Source organism: Lachnoclostridium sp. Marseille-P6806 (assembly GCF_900625025.1).
Classification (GTDB): Bacteria; Bacillota; Clostridia; order Lachnospirales; family Lachnospiraceae; genus CAG-791.
In genome coordinates this window covers 289,027-304,775 of record NZ_LR130575.1, presented here as the reverse complement: position 1 = coordinate 304,775, position 15,749 = coordinate 289,027, and the positions used below count along the sequence as shown (strand labels likewise).

15 protein-coding genes, 2 tRNA genes and 1 pseudogene are annotated in these 15,749 nt (G+C 57.6%); all 18 read right to left on the bottom strand.

Annotation, left to right across the window (positions count from 1 at the left end; genetic code table 11):
• Positions 1-123 precede the first annotated feature (123 nt).
• The gene (gene mnmA, locus E0E20_RS03685) at positions 124-1,215 is read right to left on the bottom strand and encodes a tRNA 2-thiouridine(34) synthase MnmA (protein WP_130836802.1); all 1,092 of its coding nucleotides are present in this window, start codon (positions 1,213-1,215) and stop codon (positions 124-126) included.
• A 34-nt stretch (positions 1,216-1,249) separates the two neighbouring features.
• Positions 1,250-1,444, bottom strand: coding sequence for a DUF6472 family protein (locus E0E20_RS03680; RefSeq protein ID WP_130836800.1), 195 nt, complete (start codon positions 1,442-1,444; stop codon positions 1,250-1,252).
• A gap of 169 nt (positions 1,445-1,613) precedes the next feature.
• Positions 1,614-2,540 (bottom strand): annotated as a pseudogene (locus E0E20_RS03675) (Gfo/Idh/MocA family protein); the annotation flags it as partial.
• 82 nt (positions 2,541-2,622) lie between these two features.
• Positions 2,623-3,690, bottom strand: coding sequence for an SH3 domain-containing protein (locus E0E20_RS03670; protein ID WP_130836798.1), 1,068 nt, complete (start codon positions 3,688-3,690; stop codon positions 2,623-2,625).
• Positions 3,691-3,821: 131 nt separating this feature from the next.
• Positions 3,822-3,893, bottom strand: a tRNA-Arg gene (locus E0E20_RS03665).
• A 94-nt stretch (positions 3,894-3,987) separates the two neighbouring features.
• Positions 3,988-4,908 (bottom strand): DUF5688 family protein, encoded by a 921-nt coding sequence (locus E0E20_RS03660; RefSeq protein ID WP_130836796.1) that lies wholly within the window; start codon positions 4,906-4,908, stop codon positions 3,988-3,990.
• Positions 4,909-5,059: 151 nt separating this feature from the next.
• Positions 5,060-5,617: an elongation factor P gene (efp, locus tag E0E20_RS03655; RefSeq protein WP_130836794.1), complete on the bottom strand. Its 558-nt coding sequence runs from the start codon at positions 5,615-5,617 to the stop codon at positions 5,060-5,062.
• Between the two features lie 217 nt (positions 5,618-5,834).
• The gene (gene aroQ, locus E0E20_RS03650) at positions 5,835-6,281 is read right to left on the bottom strand and encodes a type II 3-dehydroquinate dehydratase (protein ID WP_130836792.1); all 447 of its coding nucleotides are present in this window, start codon (positions 6,279-6,281) and stop codon (positions 5,835-5,837) included.
• Complete coding sequence (locus E0E20_RS03645) at positions 6,278-6,844, bottom strand: shikimate kinase (RefSeq protein WP_242622640.1); 567 nt, start codon at positions 6,842-6,844, stop codon at positions 6,278-6,280. The genes aroQ and E0E20_RS03645 overlap by 4 nt, the downstream gene beginning before the upstream one ends.
• Positions 6,845-6,868: 24 nt before the next feature.
• The gene (aroE, locus tag E0E20_RS03640; protein ID WP_242622639.1) at positions 6,869-7,798 is read right to left on the bottom strand and encodes a shikimate dehydrogenase; all 930 of its coding nucleotides are present in this window, start codon (positions 7,796-7,798) and stop codon (positions 6,869-6,871) included.
• An 18-nt stretch (positions 7,799-7,816) separates the two neighbouring features.
• A complete protein-coding gene (locus E0E20_RS03635) occupies positions 7,817-8,449 on the bottom strand; it encodes a YqeG family HAD IIIA-type phosphatase (protein WP_130836790.1) in 633 nt (210 codons plus the stop codon).
• Between the two features lie 8 nt (positions 8,450-8,457).
• Positions 8,458-10,050, bottom strand: a complete 1,593-nt coding sequence (locus E0E20_RS03630) for a dipeptide ABC transporter ATP-binding protein (protein ID WP_130836789.1) — start codon at positions 10,048-10,050, stop codon at positions 8,458-8,460.
• 54 nt (positions 10,051-10,104) lie between these two features.
• A complete protein-coding gene (locus tag E0E20_RS03625; protein ID WP_330508766.1) occupies positions 10,105-10,989 on the bottom strand; it encodes an ABC transporter permease in 885 nt (294 codons plus the stop codon).
• A 6-nt stretch (positions 10,990-10,995) separates the two neighbouring features.
• A complete protein-coding gene (locus E0E20_RS03620) occupies positions 10,996-11,937 on the bottom strand; it encodes an ABC transporter permease (protein ID WP_130836787.1) in 942 nt (313 codons plus the stop codon).
• Positions 11,938-11,966: 29 nt separating this feature from the next.
• Positions 11,967-13,514 (bottom strand): ABC transporter substrate-binding protein, encoded by a 1,548-nt coding sequence (locus E0E20_RS03615; protein WP_130836785.1) that lies wholly within the window; start codon positions 13,512-13,514, stop codon positions 11,967-11,969.
• A gap of 162 nt (positions 13,515-13,676) precedes the next feature.
• Positions 13,677-14,156, bottom strand: a complete 480-nt coding sequence (gene nrdR / locus E0E20_RS03610) for a transcriptional regulator NrdR (RefSeq protein WP_130836782.1) — start codon at positions 14,154-14,156, stop codon at positions 13,677-13,679.
• Between the two features lie 67 nt (positions 14,157-14,223).
• Positions 14,224-14,294, bottom strand: a tRNA-Gly gene (locus E0E20_RS03605).
• A 79-nt stretch (positions 14,295-14,373) separates the two neighbouring features.
• Positions 14,374-15,738, bottom strand: coding sequence for a PFL family protein (locus tag E0E20_RS03600; protein ID WP_130836779.1), 1,365 nt, complete (start codon positions 15,736-15,738; stop codon positions 14,374-14,376).
• Between the last annotated feature and the right edge of the window lie 11 nt (positions 15,739-15,749).

Sequence of the window (15,749 nt, the reverse complement as noted above, 5' to 3'; positions counted from 1 at the left end):
ATTGTCAAACTTTTGTCAACACCTTTATCATAATCAATCACCTTTGAAATTTCAAGGTATTCCCGCAAAATTCACCGGTCCCGCCGCTCTTCGCCCGGCCGGCTCCGACCCGAAGCACGAAGATTATTTCCGATCCCGGATGATCGTTCCCCCACAGAGAATACGCTCTCCGTCGTAGAAAACAGCCGCCTGCCCCGGCGTGACGGCACGCACCCTTTCGAAAAACACGGCGGTGATTTCATCCTCGCCGGTCCGTGTGATCCGGCACGGCGCGCCGCGGTGGGAATAGCGTATCTTTCCGACGGCATCGCAGAAACCGCGCAGATCGTCGATCGCCATAAAATTGAGTCCGGCGCATCGCAGCGTATCGGAAAACACCTCATCATTCTCTCCTACGACAACCTCATTTGTCTCCGGCCGTATTTCCGTGACAAAGACCGGATGTCCCAGAGAAAGATTCAGATGCCGGCGCTGACCGACCGTATAGTGCGTGATGCCGCGGCTCGTCCCAAGCTCTCTTCCGCCCGCGTCAACAAAGCGGCCCGCCCCCGGCACGCGGTCCCCGGCCTCGCGGTCGATGAACGCCGCATAATCTCCGTCGGGAATAAAGCAGATCTCCTGACTGTCAGGCTTGTCTGCCACCGGAAGCCCCGCCCGTCTCGCAAGGGTCCGGATCTCCTCCTTGCGGTATCCGCCGACCGGCATCAGCGTATGGGCGAGCTGAAACTGGGTCAGATTGTACAGCGCATAGGTCTGATCCTTGGCCGCAGCCGCCGAGTTTCGGATCGTAAAGCGTCCGTTTGCGAGCTTTTCAATGCGCGCATAGTGTCCCGTTGCGATGTAGTCCGCACCGAGATCCATGCTTTTCTCAAGGAGAGACTCCCATTTCACATAGCGGTTGCAGGCAATGCAGGGATTCGGCGTTCTCCCGCCAAGATACTCCTCAACGAAATAGTCCATGACTTTCTTCCGGAACGGTTCGCGGAAATCCATTACATAATAAGGAATATCCAGAACGCCCGCGACACGCCTCGCATCCTCTACGGCGCTCTGTCCGCAGCAGCCTCCCTCCCTTGAGGTACGGCAGGGATCGCTGCTGTCCCATATCTGCATGGTGACGCCGATCACCTCGAAGCCCTGCTCCTTAAGGAGAAGCGCCGCCACGGAGGAATCCACACCTCCGGACATTCCCACGACAACTTTCTTCTTATTCAAATATTCTCTCTTTCAGACAGTCTCTGACAGCAAATCACATCTGATGACGGACGACCTCGTATTCATCGCCGCTGCGGTAATACGGGCAGGAAAAGCCCCGCTGCGTCAAAAAGCGGTACTGGTCGTCCTCATCCATGTTCACCGAGCAGCTCCAGCTGTCATCCTCTTCATCATACTCATTAAAGCAGCAGAAATCACAGCTTACGGCAGGCAGCTTTTTGTCACGCATCTTCTTCCTCCAGCTCTTCCGGAAGCACGGGCCGCGGCTCCTCCGGAAGCGGCTGCAGCGGCTCCGACGGGGCCGCTGCCGTCTCTCCATTCTCCGGCGACGGTCCGCCTGTCTCCTCTGCAGGTTCCGGTGCAGGTGCCTCCTGCATCTCCGGGAGGGCGCCTGCCGCTTTCTCCTGCGGGTACTGAATTCCCCAGATGCGGCGGATCGCGTCCATTTCGTGCATAATCGCCAGCGTCTGTACATGAGGCATCTCGGGACATTCCAGCCAGCCCGAACGAAGCGCCCGGACCGCAGAGAGCAGCTCATATTCATACCCGGTCTTCTGCTTCGGCCGCTTATAGAACGCCAGCTTCACGTGATCGCTGTTGTAGACTGTCAGCGATTCAAAATTACTGATATTTCCGACGACCATATAGCCTTTGGTTCCGTAAATGATGCCGAGCCGGTCGCTCACCCCCGTCATCGAGGCGGCAAGAACCGCCATGCGGCCGTTCCGGTAGCGGAACGTGATGCTGTCCTGCTCATCCACGCCCGTATCCGTATACGTACAGCTTGTATCGATGGAGATGATATCATCCCCGAACATCATGGATGCAAAATTGATCGGATAAACGCCCACATCGAGCAGTGCACCCCCGCCGAGCGCCGGATCCCGCATGCGCCGCACCTGACTGATATTGCTGCCGAGATTTGCCGTCAGCATGACCGGCTCGCCGATCACCCGGCTGCTCAGAACATCAAGCATCGTCCGGAGCATCGGCATATAGCGGACCCACATTGCCTCCGCGGCAAGGACGTTCTTTTCTGCCGCCAGCGACAGAATTTCCTTTGCCTGCGCCTCGTTCAGCGTAAAGGACTTCTCACAGAGCACCGCCTTGCCGTTTTCGATGCAGAGCTTCATGTTCGCGTAATGCTCTGAGATCGGCGTCGCAATGTAGACGAGATCTACCTTTTTGTCCTGCGCCAGCTCCTCATAGGAGCCGTACGCTTTCTTAAAGCCATATTCTTTCGCAAAGCGCTCCGCCCGCCCTGCATCCCGGGATGCGACGGCATAGCGCTTTACCTCGGAAAGGCCTTTCATGGTTTTTGCCATGGTTCCCGCTATACTTCCGGTTCCGAGAATCGCCACATTTTTTTACCGAACATGGGAAGCCTCCTCCTGCGCGCACGCTGCCTCATTCATAATCAAAAAATTCCGACTTCACATAAGCCGTCTGTCCGTCATACCGGACCTTTGTCCAGCCGTTTGACTGTTTTTCAATCACCTCCAGACGATCTCCTCTGTACACGGATCCGATCTGATCTCCGGAGGTGCTGTCGGCGCTGCGGACAGCCACCGACTCTCTGGCAATCGCGGTGTCTGCCTTCTGCTCCGGAGCAGCGGAGCTTTCCCGGTCGTTTCCTGTGCCGGTCTCTCCCGCCGTTTCGTCCTCTTCTCCCGATGTACCGCTCTCTTCGGCTCCGTCTGTCTTTTCTGTCTCCTCCGCTGCAGCGCGGGCATCCGCAAGCGCCTCGCCGATCGAAACTTCAATCTGGGAAGACAGGGAATCAAGAAAAGGACTCAGCGTCTCATCCTCCGCCAGAAGATCATTGTATTCCGCCGTGACCTTATTGTTCAGATCCACAACGTCATCCTCAAGAGATACCTCACGGATATACTCCGTCGTCTCTGCAGAGGACTCATCCTCATTGATGTAAAGTCCCCCGTCTCCGTCCGGACAGACATACATGGTCTGCATGCCCGGAATTTCAGCCTGATAACCCGCAAAGCGCACCTTGGTGACGACAAAGCAGATGAACGAGCCTTCCTCCGGTCCGGCCTTGGTGTAGACATCGATCGAGGGGTATTCCTCAATATAATCCCCCAGCTTGCGGACCCGTATCTTTTCCGTCTCATCCATGCTGGTGCTGATGGCTTCAATCGTCCCGACGTCTCCGTCCGCCACCGCCCGGAAATAGCGTTCCATGAGCGCATTGACCTCCGGATACTGGTTTTCCTCCAGCGGGATCATGCTGTTTTCCGGCGCGGAAAGAGCCTCCGCCGCCTCTGCTTTGGCGCGGCGGCTCTCAGAAAAACGCCGCGCCGTGAGCGCGAGAATCACCGTCAGAAACACCGCGGTAAAAAGCACGGCCGGCAGAACAATGCCGCGGTGATCCATCACGATATCCTTTGCCGTATGCAATACTTCCTCTGCCCGTTCCGTCAGGCTCCAGTCATTGTGACGCTTGCTGCGGTGCTTCATCTGTAATCCGAATCCTCTTTCATGGTCCGTCGGCGCGGCTTCCGGACCGCCACTCGTTTCTCCGCCGCGGGAGCCGCTTTCATTGCAAAAGCATAAAAAATTTTTTGAAAGCGAAAAAAGAATATGAAAAATGCACCCGGCAGGAATCGAACCTGCATTAAAGGCGTCGGAGGCCTTCGTTCTATCCATTAGACTACGAGTGCATGTGTATGGTGCCGATATGCAATTTCTCAACAACGGGTATCATAACACATGCACTCACAGCTTTTCAAGTCCGATCTCCGCAAAATCAGCGCGCTACACGCAGCGGCAAAGACGCCCCTCCCTGCGGTCAAAATAGTAGACGGAATCCGTCAGGATCTCCTCCTGCGCAAGTTCCGTGCGGTTGATTTCCATAACAATTTCCCGCAGAGCTGCGGCCGTCTCCGTTCCCGGACATTCCGGGAGCAGAAGTACCTCATGCACCGAACAGGGAAGAACGAACAGATTCGTTCCCCGATCCGCGGAAAATTTTTCCAGTACCCCCGGATACAGACAACACACCGCGCCGTGCCTCCCCTCCGCATTGGTGAGCACGTACAGCTTTTCCTCTTTCGTCTCCGGCACAGAACCCAAGATTTCCGATATTCCGGTGATCACGGGCGGGAAACGCCGTATGCTGCCAAGGAACGCATCGGCACGGAGCGTTTCCTCGGAAATCTCCCATGCCTCCAGATGCTCGCGGCGGATCATGATGCTTCCGTTCTTCATAGCCCCGTTCGGAATCCGGCAGCAGCACACCACTGCCATATCCTCCACACATTCATAGGGGATCTCCCTCAGCCGTTCCCGGTTTTTCTCCGTTCCGATCAGCCTGACGCTCAGCGTTTCCCGCACCTGCTCATAATCCCTGAAAAAGCGAAGCTCCTCATTCCCTCCGTACACTTGTTCCCGCGACTCTCCGAGAATGCGATCCGCCAGTTCCTCCAGCCGGCAGTCTCCGCAAAGATACTCCTCATAAAAATCGTCGAGATAATAGACCGGCGAGCAGCATGTCTCTCTCCTCCGAACGATGCATGCCTCTCTCCGGACGCCGTTATTCTGAAATACCGGCGACAGACAGACTGATTCCCCCGGAGCCGAGCGGCTTTGCAGCGTCTGTCCGAGCGCCTCCGAAAATTTTCTGACTGATTGTTTTCTATCGCCGTCTGTCATTGCCGTTTCCATCTGCCCGAGCATAGCTTCCCTCCATAAATTTTCATTTTGCGGCTCCGCCGAAGAACAGCCTGTTCCGCCGCAACAAAAAGAGACAACCGATCACCTTGTGCGGATCTGCTGTCTCTTTCCATGATGTCTGTATGAAGTGCTCCGATGCCGGAGGGGCTCTGCCTTATGCTCTGGACAGGTACTCTCCTGTTCTGGTATCGATCTTCAGCTTGTCGCCGATGTTGACGAACAGCGGCACATTCAGCGTTGCTCCGGTCTCCACGGTCGCAGGCTTGCTGGCGCCGGTAGCCGTATTGCCCTTTACGCCGGGCTCCGTCTCCGTAACCTCAAGCTCCACAAAGAAAGGAGGCTCCACGGCGTAGACATTGCCGTTGTAAGAAGAAAGCTTGACCATCTCGTTCTCTTTGACGAACTTGAGCGCATCGCCGACGATATCCGCCGTCAGCGCGATCTGCTCATAGCTCTCGGTATCCATGAAGTTGAAGAGATCGCCGTCCGCGTACAGATACTGATACTCCTTGGTATCAATCCGCGCCGCGGGGAACTTCTCTGTGGGGCGGAACGTTCTCTCCGTCACGCCGCCGCCGATGACGTTCCTGAGCTTGGTTCTTACGAAAGCAGCGCCCTTGCCAGGTTTAACATGCTGAAATTCGACAATCTGACATACCTGTCCGTCGATTTCAAGCGTCACGCCGTTTCTGAAATCACTTGCAGAAATCATAAAAAGCCTCCTGAAATTTTCACGTCACAATACGTTGGTAAGTTTATCTTATGAAGCGCAACTTTTCAAGGATTTTCCGCATTTTATCCGCATTGGGATTTATTTCCGCGAGCAATAGGCCAAATGGATGTACGAGCACATCCATTTGGTGAATGCCGCGAGAGCGGGATACCCCGTCCCTTGGGGCGTACAAATCAGAAGCAAGCTAAGTCATGCCTCATAGCTTACTGCGGGGTATTTGACCTGCAACAAAATCCATCGCTTCCAGATATCCAGCAAGTCCGTGTCCGCAGATCTGCGTGTCGCAGGCCGGGGCCGTGACGGATACCTGCCGGAACTCCTCCCGGCTCGCGATGTCCGAAATATGCACCTCCGCTTTCGGGACAAACACGCTCCGGAGCGCATCGTGAATTGCGTAGCTGTAATGCGTATAGGCTCCGGGATTGATCACAACCCCGTCCGTTCCGTCGTAGTATGCCTGCTGAAGTCGGTCGATGATCGCGCCCTCGTGATTGCTTTGAAAGGTTTCCACCTCCGCGCCGAGCTCCTTTCCTTTCTCGAGGAGCATCGTCATCAGCGTATTGTAGCTGTCGCTTCCGTAGACATTTTTTTCCCGAATGCCGAGAAAATTGAGATTCGGACCGTTGATAACAAGTATTTTCATTTTTCCTCCGCGCCAGAGCGCCCTGTGCGGGCAGCGTCTCCCGCAATGATCGCAGCAATGCCTCCGGAGTCCGCCCCATCCACCGGAATCACCCGGTCGGCGGCCGCCCGGTAGCAGTCCTCCCGTTTTTTCAGCAGCTCCCGGACCCTCTGCTCTCTGTCCGCTCCCTGAAGCAGCGGTCTGCTCCTGTCATGAGAAAGCCTCTTCAGAACGGTATCCGGCTGAACGGAGAGCCAGATCACCTCCCCCATTTTCCGCAGAAGTGCGCGGTTCTCCTCCCGAAGAGGCGTCCCGCCTCCCACAGCGTACACGCAGCCCCCGGCCGCTTCTCCGGCAAGACGCGCAAGAAGAGCCGTTTCCAGCTCCCGGAAGCGTTCTTCCCCGTCCGAGGCGAAGATCTCCGACACCGTCCGGCCCTCCTCCGCCTCGATCTGCTGATCCGTGTCCATAAAGCGAAGCTTTTCTCGCTCTGCGAGGAGCCGTCCGACTGTGGTCTTTCCGCAGCCCATGAAGCCGATCAGGACAAATTTTTTTTTGGCATCCTTTTCCATATCAATCCCCATGCCGAAGTGCTCCCCGCATCGGCATCACGCAGTCCGCTCGAGCACGCCCCGGACACGTTCCGCCGCAGCCGGGGAAACTCTCACTCCGTTCCAGAGCTCATAGGACTCGATCGCCTGACAGAGCAGCATCTGGAGCCCGTTCTCCGTCTGCCCGCCGTGCTCCCTTACTTTCCGAAGAAACGCCGTTTCCCGTGGGCGGTAAATGAGATCGAGAGCAAAGCGTATCCGGTCAAAAAAGACTTCGCTTTCGACGGGCGATTCCTCGGCGTGAGGGAACAGCCCGACGCTGGTGCACTGAATGGCAACCGCGTTTCGCTCAGGGAGCTCCGCGGCGGCCGACAATCCTCCCGCTGTAATCCGGATGTCCGGATAAACGGCGCACAGCTCCTCCCGCAGGGCGATCGCACGCTCCGCCGTGCGGTTCAGGATATAGATTCTGCGGGCTTTTTCCTCCGCGCAGAGATAGGCGGCCGACCGCGCCGCGCCGCCGGCTCCGATGATAATAACGGCCTGTCCCTCCAGAAAAATCTGCCGGAGTTCCAGCGCTCTGCGCAGTCCCGAAATGTCGGTATTGCAGCCGCAATATCCTCCGTCAGTGCGGACCAGCGTATTCACCGCGCCAATCCGGGCCGCCAGAGGGTCTGTCTCCCGCAGAAAAGGAAGGACCGCCTGCTTGTAGGGCACTGTGACGTTAAGACCCAGCACATTCAGGGCATAGGCTCCTTTCACCGCTGCCTCCAGATCGCGTTCGACAAGAAACGGCATATAGATGAGATCGTGAGAAAACTGCGCGGCCAGCGCGTGGTGAATCGCCGGCGAGAGCGTATGCTCCACAGGGCATCCGATCAGGCCGCAAAGCCTTGTCTTTCCGCTGATTTCAGATATTTTTTCCATGATGATATCCTTTGCCGCGCTCGTTGCGGCCGCTGCGGAAAGAATGTCACACAGACGCATTCTCCCCTGCGATCAAAATCAATGACTCTGTCCGTTTCCGTTCCGCTTTTCACTCCGCAGGGATCCCGTCTCTCCGGAGTATGCGCCGTAGAAGGCAAGCGCGGCCTCCTCACCTCCGGGGAGCAGCACGGACTCGCCGCGCGGCAGAGGATGCCGCCTGCGATAAGCGGAATAGCTCCACAGAACCGGCTTTTCCAGCAGCCTCTTCACGATGATCTGAATCTCCTCCCGCGGATGAATCGGCCTCGTGAGAACGGAATAAAGTCCCGCGCGCCTTGCACCCAGCACATCCGTAAAGATCTGATCCCCGACAAAGAGCGTGTTCGTCCGGTCCGTCCCCATAAGCTCCATCGCGCGGCGATAGCCCGACGGCGACGGCTTGTGCGCTTTTGCCACATATGAGGCATCCACGGCCTCCGCAAAGCGGCGCACCCGCGGCTCCTTATTGTTGGAAACAAGGGCCGCTTTCATGCCGAGCGAATGGAGATGGGCAAACAGCGCCGCGGCACGGCCGTCCGGCAGCGCGCCGTGCGGCACCAGCGTATTGTCGATATCATAGATCACAGCCCGGAAGCCCTCATCATACAGCCGGCCGTAATCAATATGATAGGCGGAGGGAACGATTTCATTCGGAAAAAGAAGATGATTCATACAAATCCTCATGATGAAATGCCGGCGGCGCGCAGCAGCGCTTTCGTATACTTGCTCCGCGGCCTGCGATAGACCTCATCCACCGCTCCGCGCTCGACGATCTCTCCCTTTTCCATGACAAGTATCGTATCACAGAGCTGATAGACCGTGCGCAGATCGTGAGAAATAAACAGAACCGAGAGCGCCATCTCCCGCCGCAGCTCGCCGAGCAGCTCGAGAATCTCCGCCTGAATCGTGACGTCCAGCGCCGAAACCGGCTCGTCCGCAATGAGGAGCTCCGGCTGCTGCATCAGAGCGCTGCCGATACATACACGCTGGCGCTGTCCTCCGGAAAGCTGACTCGGATAGCGCCCCAGAAGCTCCGGCGAAAGACGGACCTTTTCCAGCATCGAGAGAATCCTCTTCTCGCGCACACGCGCGTTTTTTTCCCCCGTCAGCCGCAGGGGTTCCTCCAGAATCCAGCGGACCGTATGCATCGGATTGAGAGAATTGTAGGGATCCTGAAAAATTATCTGCGGCTGGACGCCCGGCCGGCTGACGGTTCCCGTATAGCTGCGGGTAAGACCGGCCACGGCTCTCGCCAGCGTTGATTTTCCGCAGCCCGAGCCGCCGACAAGCGCAAGACATTCCCCGCGCCTCAGCGAAAACGAGATGTCCTTTACCACCGGCTCCGCCCTCTTCCGGCGAAAGAGCTCCCCGATTCCCTGACCGCTTTCCTGGTAGAACACGTCAAGATGCTCCACATCCAGCACCGGAGCCGCGGCCGCAGCCGTCCCCTCTCCCTCAGCCTCCCCGCCTCTTTTTTCCGAAAAAACGCGGGGAATAGCCCGGATCAGCGCTCTGGTATAATCCTCTGCCGGATGATTGAAAATATCTTCGACCGGACCCGCCTCTACAATACGCCCCTCGCGCATAACCAGCACGCGGCTGCAGAGCCGGCGAACCAGACTGAGATCATGAGAAATAAATAGAATCGCCGTCCCCCGCTCCCGATTGATCCGGCGCAGAAGCTCAATGATCTGCTCTTGCACCAGTACATCCAGCGCCGTGGTCGGCTCGTCCGCGATCAGAATGCGGGGATTTCCCATCATGGCCGCCGCGATCATGACGCGCTGCCGCATACCTCCCGAGAGCTGCGACGGATACTGCCGGTACACTTTTTCCGGATCAGCCAGTCCGCAGTCCGCAAGGTTCCGGAGCGCCATCTCCCGGCGGCGCTCTGCCGGAATTTCGGGATGATGCAGGCGGACGCTTTCCTCTACCTGCCAGCCGATCCGACGGACGGGGTCAAGGCTCGTCATCGGCTCCTGAAAGATCACGGCGATATCCTCTCCCTGATACCGGCGGAGCGTATCCCTGTCACAGTCGAGAAGATTTCTTCCATCGTACAGAATCTGCCCCCGCTTGCGAATCTCATGCCGCGAGAGCAGGCCCGCGATCGCCATGGCGCTCATGGATTTTCCGGATCCGGATTCGCCCACGATGCCGACGATCTCGCCCTCATGCAGCGTGAGATCAAAATCATAGACCACCGTCTCCGGCAGACTGTGATCATGAAATTCAATATTCAGATCGGAAACCTCAAGAATCCGTTCGCTCATTGCCGCCCTTTCTCCCAGCGAGATTTTCCGCAGCGCCGCTCTCTTTGACGCCGGTTAAAACCATGCCCCCGAGAGCTGCTCCCGGCTCATTCCCTCTGCCAGCAGACTGAAGCCAAGCACCATGAAAATGATCATTAGCCCGGGCCCCGCCGCATAGAGCGGCGCCGAGACAAGATATGACTGCGCCTCGGAGAGCATGCTCCCGAGGCTCGGCTCCGGAGGCTGCACGCCGATGCCCAGATAGCTCAGACCGGCCTCCGCAAGTACGGCGTTGTTGAAGCCGATCATCACCGAGCTCATAAGAACCGGCGCCGCATTCGGCAGAATATGATGCGTCATGATCCGGAGCGCGCCGGCGCCCTGAAGCTTTGCCCCCGCAATGAAATCACTGTTCTTGTAGCGCAGGAATTCACTCCGCACCATTCTCGCAAAGCTCGGAACAAACGCAATCCCGAGCGCCCAGATCACGTGACTGGTTCCGCTCCCGAAGAGGGAGACGATCACCAGAGCCAGAAGAACGCTCGGAAAGGCGAACAGCGTGTCGTTGATCCGCATCAGAAGCTCATCCGTAAGACCGCCGAAATAGCCTGTGACCGCGCCGATGAGCACGCCCCCGAGGAGCCCGACGGCAACCGTGCCCGCCGCAATCTTCATGGTGGTGAAGCCGCCCGCAAGCACGCGGGAAAATACGTCCCGCCCGAAATTATCGGTTCCGAACAGATGCCGGAGCGATCCTCCCGCAAATTTATGCGCGGTGTCCATCGCCTCAATATCATAGGGCGGATGGAGAAGACCGATGAAAATGAGCGAGAGAACAAAGCCGGTGATGCCCGTTCCCAGCACCAGATACCAGTTTGTCTTTCCCGATTCGGTTTTCCAGTTCAGAATTCCCGTCATATCAATCACCATGCCAAATGCCGTCGTCTTCTGTCCGCGCACCTCTCCTCAGTCCAGAGAGATTCTGGGATCCAGCCGCCGGCAGATGAGATCCACCGCCGCCCCCGACGCCACGACCAGAACGGAGATCAGCACGATAATCGCCTCGACCACCGGATAATCCCGGTTCGCAATCGCCGTCAGAAGAGCCCTGCCGAGGCCGGGGATGCCGAATACCTGCTCGATGATGATCGAGCCCGCAACCATATCGGCCGCCGCCATGCCGAGAAAGGTGACGACCGGACCCATGGCATTCCTCAGCATGTGGCGGTACAGAACGTAATTCGTACGGCTCCCGCGGCTGTATGCCGTCCGGACATAGTCGAGCCGCGCCTCTTTCAGAAGACTCCTCCGCAGTATGCTCACCACCATGGCCGATTTGGGCAGTGCAATAGCAATCGCCGGAAAAACCAGATATCCCACGCAGCCGGAAAGACTGACCCGCCATGAGACATAGCCCCCGGGAACAAACCAGTGCAGCAGCATTCCGAAGAAAAACGTGATGAGAATACCGGAAAAGAACGGCGGAACCGCCATGATAATCTGATTCAGAATGACCAGCGCCCGATCCGCCCGTCCGCCCGCATGCCGGGCCGAGTAAATGCCGAGAGGAATGGATATGAGCAGCATGAAAAGAAAGGATTCCAGCGTGAGAATCAGCGTGATCGGTATTTTTTCCCCCAGAAGCCGGCTCACCGGGACGGAATACCGATAGGACATCCCGAAATCACCGGCGAGAAACGAGCGCAGCCAGCGAACATAGCGGACAGGCAGAGGGGCGTTCAGTCCCATCTGTTCCCGGAGCGCCTCCACCCTTGCGGGATCCGTCTGACCCCCCAGGATGGTCAGCGCGGGATCCCCGGGTATCACAGAAAACGCAAGGAACACGACGAATGAGATGGCGAGAACCGTGACAACAAGCATGATTATTTTTCGGGCTGCATATCGCATCCGCCGTCCTCCTCTTTGCTTATATCACATCACTGCGCCGCGGCGTCGCCGGCCGGGCGGATCATGGTCAGATCGCATACATACAGCGGATAGAAGCGGTAGCCGGTAAAACGGCTGCTGTATCCGACAAAATCCGGAAGATCCTGAATGTAGACATTGGCCGCATCCTCGGAGAGAATCTCCTCGCAGCGCATGAACAGCGCCGTCTTCGCCTCATCGTCCGTCTCGGCAAGCGCCTCCGCATAGGTTTTATCGTAATCTGCATTGGAGTAATTGATGAAATTGTTCTCCGCGCTGCTCTCAAAGCGGCCGAGCAGCGCTGTCGCGGACAGCGTGCCCGCATCGACACCGATGACCGTCGCGCTGAAAGAGCGGTTCTGGTAGACGTCGCTGAGCCATGTCTCCCACTCCACCTGTTCGATATCCGCCGTGACGCCGATTTTCTTGAATTCCTCTTTCAGAACCGTCGCCGTATCGACATGCTGCCGGTAATTGGACGGAACCGTGATGGTGAAGCGGAATCCGTCGGGATAGCCCGCCTCGGAAAGAAGCTGCTTTGCCTTTTCCGTATCCGTCGGGTAGGCGTCCGCAAGAGACGGCATGAAATATTTCCGGTATGCCGGGTAGACCGAGCTTCCGAGCGCCGTACCGCCGCCGTCGGAAACCGCCTCCATGATCTGTGTGCGCTCCATGGCAAAGCACAGGGCCTGCCGCACGCGGACATCGTCAAAGGGCTTCTCCGCATTGTTGAGATACAGCGCCTGCACCAGATTCATCGTTCCCTCCGCGACCGTAAAGCCGTCGCCGAGCTGGGAGGCCTGCGTGGAATTCAGATGCAGAAAAAGGTCGATGCTGCCTCCCTTGAGGTTGGTCACGATGGTGTCGGCGTTGGTGACGATCTTGACCGTAACGGAGGCGATCTGCGCCGGGTTTCCTCCGTTCGTCCCGTCGCCCCAGTAGCCGTCATACTTTTCAAGAACGATATTGTCACCGGGCGTTCTCGAGACAAAGCGATAGGGGCCGGTCCCGATCGGATGATTTTCATAGTCGCTGCCGTTCTTCGGCACGACGGCCGTCGTAAGATAGCTGAGAAACTCGCTGTCTCCCTCATGCAGGGTGATCACCACCGTCTTTTCATCCGCCGCCTCGACCGACGCAATCGAAGAAAATGCCGGCGCCAGAGGATTTCCGGAACTGGCATCGGCACAGCGTTCAATGGAGTAAACCACGTCGTCCGCCGTGACAGGGGTTCCGTCATGGAATGTGACGCCGTCCCGCAGCGTAAAGGTATATATGGAAGCATCCTCGTTCACGGTATAGGCACTGGCCACCGCCGGGACAAGATTCCCGTCGCTGTCCGGCTTTACCAGCCCCTCGTAGACGTTGAACAGGAGCTCCCGCGTGCCTGCCGATACGGTTTTGTTCGGATCCATGCTGTCGATGTCGTTTGCCACGCCGACGGTGATGGAGGAAGTATCCGTCCCCTGCCTGCCGCCTGCGCCGCATCCGCTCAGTACAACAGCTCCTGCCGACAGAATCATCAGGATAAGCACCGCATATCCTCGAAGCTTTTTCATGTTTTTCTCCTTGTATACATATGAAATTGTTGGTTTGCGACTGACGCCCTCCGCAGAAAAAGCTGCGGCGGTGCATCGTCTGTATATGTTATCGCGGCCCTGTACCGGGCAGGGACACAGGATAACCGGTCTGTCGGGAAGAGAAAGCACGCGGAAAACGTGTTATTTCCCCCGCTTCTTCTCCTCCGCCTCCGTGCGGAGCACCTTTTTGAGCTCGTCCATAAAGGTCTCGACATCCTTGAATTCGCGATACACGCTGGCAAAACGGACATAGGCCACCGGATCCAAATTCTGAATCTTGCGCATAACCAGCTCGCCGATCTCGCAGGTGGAAATTTCTTTCTCCTCGCGGCTGAAAATCTCTGTCTCGATCTCGTCGACCGCCTTTTTGATCTGATTGACGCTGACCGGCCGCTTGTGGCAGGCGCGGAGAATCCCGCCCTCGATCTTCGCCCGGTCGTAGGGCTCGCGGTTGTTGTCCTTTTTTACGACCACCACGGGGATGGTCTCGATTTTTTCATAGGTTGTGAACCGCTTGCTGCAGGCGTCGCAGACGCGGCGGCGGCGTATCGAGGTATCGCCGTCGGCGGGACGCGAATCAATGACTCTGGTATCTTCTTTTCCGCAATATGGACATTTCATGATCGGTAAGCACCTTTGTGTGGCAGAAACAAAAAAGGAATCCAATCACCGATTGGATCCCCGGAACAGCAGACAACGGGAATCGAACCCGCCTCTCAACCTTGGGAAGGTCGCATACTACCGATGTACTATGTCTGCACATGCCCGCCCGGCTGACCTCGCTCCGTCGGACATAAAACAGTATACAGAATCCAAATGCAAAATGCAATAAAATTTATCAATTCCGAAAGCTGTGAATCGGGGCCGGGATTCTGCCTCTGCGGTTTACAAACGCCTCGCAGGAGTACGGGTTAACCGGCATGATCGGCGCATAGCCGAGAAGCCCGCCGAATTCCACTCTTTCCCCGACGCCCTTGCCGATGACCGGAATGATGCGCACCGCCGTCGTCTTGGAATTGATCATTCCAATCGCCATCTCGTCGGCAATGATCCCTGCGATCGTCGATGCCGCGGTATCTCCCGGAATTGCGATCATGTCGAGCCCCACGGAGCAGACGCAGGTCATGGCCTCGAGCTTTTCGAGCGTGAGAGCGCCGCACTCCACCGCCCGGATCATCCCCTGATCCTCGCTGACCGGAATGAACGCGCCGGACAGTCCGCCGACATAGGAGGAGGCCATCACGCCGCCCTTTTTCACCTGATCGTTGAGAAGCGCGAGCGCCGCCGTGGTTCCGGGCGCCCCTGCCATTTCGAGTCCCATCTCGCAGAGAATATCCGCCACGGAATCTCCGACAGCCGGCGTGGGGGCGAGCGAAAGGTCCACAATGCCGAACGGAACGTCGAGGCGGGCCGACGCCTCCCGCGCCACCAGCATGCCGACCCGCGTCACCTTGAACGCCGTCTTCTTCACGGTCTCACACAGAACCTCAAAGCTCTCCCCGCGCACCGATTCCAGCGCCGTTTTGACCACGCCGGGGCCGCTGACACCGACATTGATGATGCGGTCCGCCTCCGTGACGCCGTGAAACGCGCCGGCCATGAACGGATTGTCGTCCGGGGCGTTGCAGAACACCACCAGCTTTGCGCAGCCGAGGGAATCGCGGTCCTTTGTATGCTCCGCCGTCTCCCGGAAAATCGTCCCCATCAGACGGACGGCATCCATATTGATGCCCGTCCTCGTCGAGCCCAGATTGACCGAGGCGCAGATCAGCTCCGTCCTCGAGAGAGCCTCTGGAATCGAGCGGATGAGCAGCTCGTCCGCCGCCGTCATGCCCTTGGAAACCAGCGCGGAAAAGCCGCCGAGAAAATTCACTCCCACCTCACGCGCCGTCCGGTCCAGCGTTTCCGCGACACGGACATAATCCTCCGTCGTGCGGCAGGCCTCTCCCGCCACGAGCGCGACCGGCGTGACGGAGATCCGCTTATTGACAATCGGGATTCCGAAATCCCGCGAAATCTCTTCCCCGATCCGGACGAGATCCTTTGCGCTGTCATAAATTTTGTCATGGATTTTTGCGCAGAGCCGGCCGAGATCCGGATCGGCGCAGTCCAGCAGGCTGATGCCCATGGTTATGGTCCGCACGTCGAGGTTCTCCTCCTCGATCATCCGGTTTGTCTCACTGACCTCTGTGAAGTTTATCATAAGCCGGCCTC

Bases quoted from the DNA above. Each gene is read 5' to 3' on its own strand.
- E0E20_RS03680 (WP_130836800.1), bottom strand. From the start codon at position 1,444: ATGCGTGACAAAAAGCTGCCTGCCGTAAGCTGTGATTTCTGCTGCTTT.
- E0E20_RS03670 (WP_130836798.1), bottom strand. From the start codon at position 3,690: ATGAAGCACCGCAGCAAGCGTCACAATGACTGGAGCCTGACGGAACGG.
- E0E20_RS03660 (WP_130836796.1), bottom strand. From the start codon at position 4,908: ATGCTCGGGCAGATGGAAACGGCAATGACAGACGGCGATAGAAAACAA.
- efp (WP_130836794.1), bottom strand. From the start codon at position 5,617: ATGATTTCTGCAAGTGATTTCAGAAACGGCGTGACGCTTGAAATCGAC.
- aroQ (WP_130836792.1), bottom strand. From the start codon at position 6,281: ATGAAAATACTTGTTATCAACGGTCCGAATCTCAATTTTCTCGGCATT.
- E0E20_RS03645 (WP_242622640.1), bottom strand. From the start codon at position 6,844: ATGGGGATTGATATGGAAAAGGATGCCAAAAAAAAATTTGTCCTGATC.
- aroE (WP_242622639.1), bottom strand. From the start codon at position 7,798: ATGCGTCTGTGTGACATTCTTTCCGCAGCGGCCGCAACGAGCGCGGCA.
- E0E20_RS03635 (WP_130836790.1), bottom strand. From the start codon at position 8,449: ATGAATCATCTTCTTTTTCCGAATGAAATCGTTCCCTCCGCCTATCAT.
- E0E20_RS03630 (WP_130836789.1), bottom strand. From the start codon at position 10,050: ATGAGCGAACGGATTCTTGAGGTTTCCGATCTGAATATTGAATTTCAT.
- E0E20_RS03620 (WP_130836787.1), bottom strand. From the start codon at position 11,937: ATGCGATATGCAGCCCGAAAAATAATCATGCTTGTTGTCACGGTTCTC.
- E0E20_RS03615 (WP_130836785.1), bottom strand. From the start codon at position 13,514: ATGAAAAAGCTTCGAGGATATGCGGTGCTTATCCTGATGATTCTGTCG.
- nrdR (WP_130836782.1), bottom strand. From the start codon at position 14,156: ATGAAATGTCCATATTGCGGAAAAGAAGATACCAGAGTCATTGATTCG.
- E0E20_RS03600 (WP_130836779.1), bottom strand. From the start codon at position 15,738: ATGATAAACTTCACAGAGGTCAGTGAGACAAACCGGATGATCGAGGAG.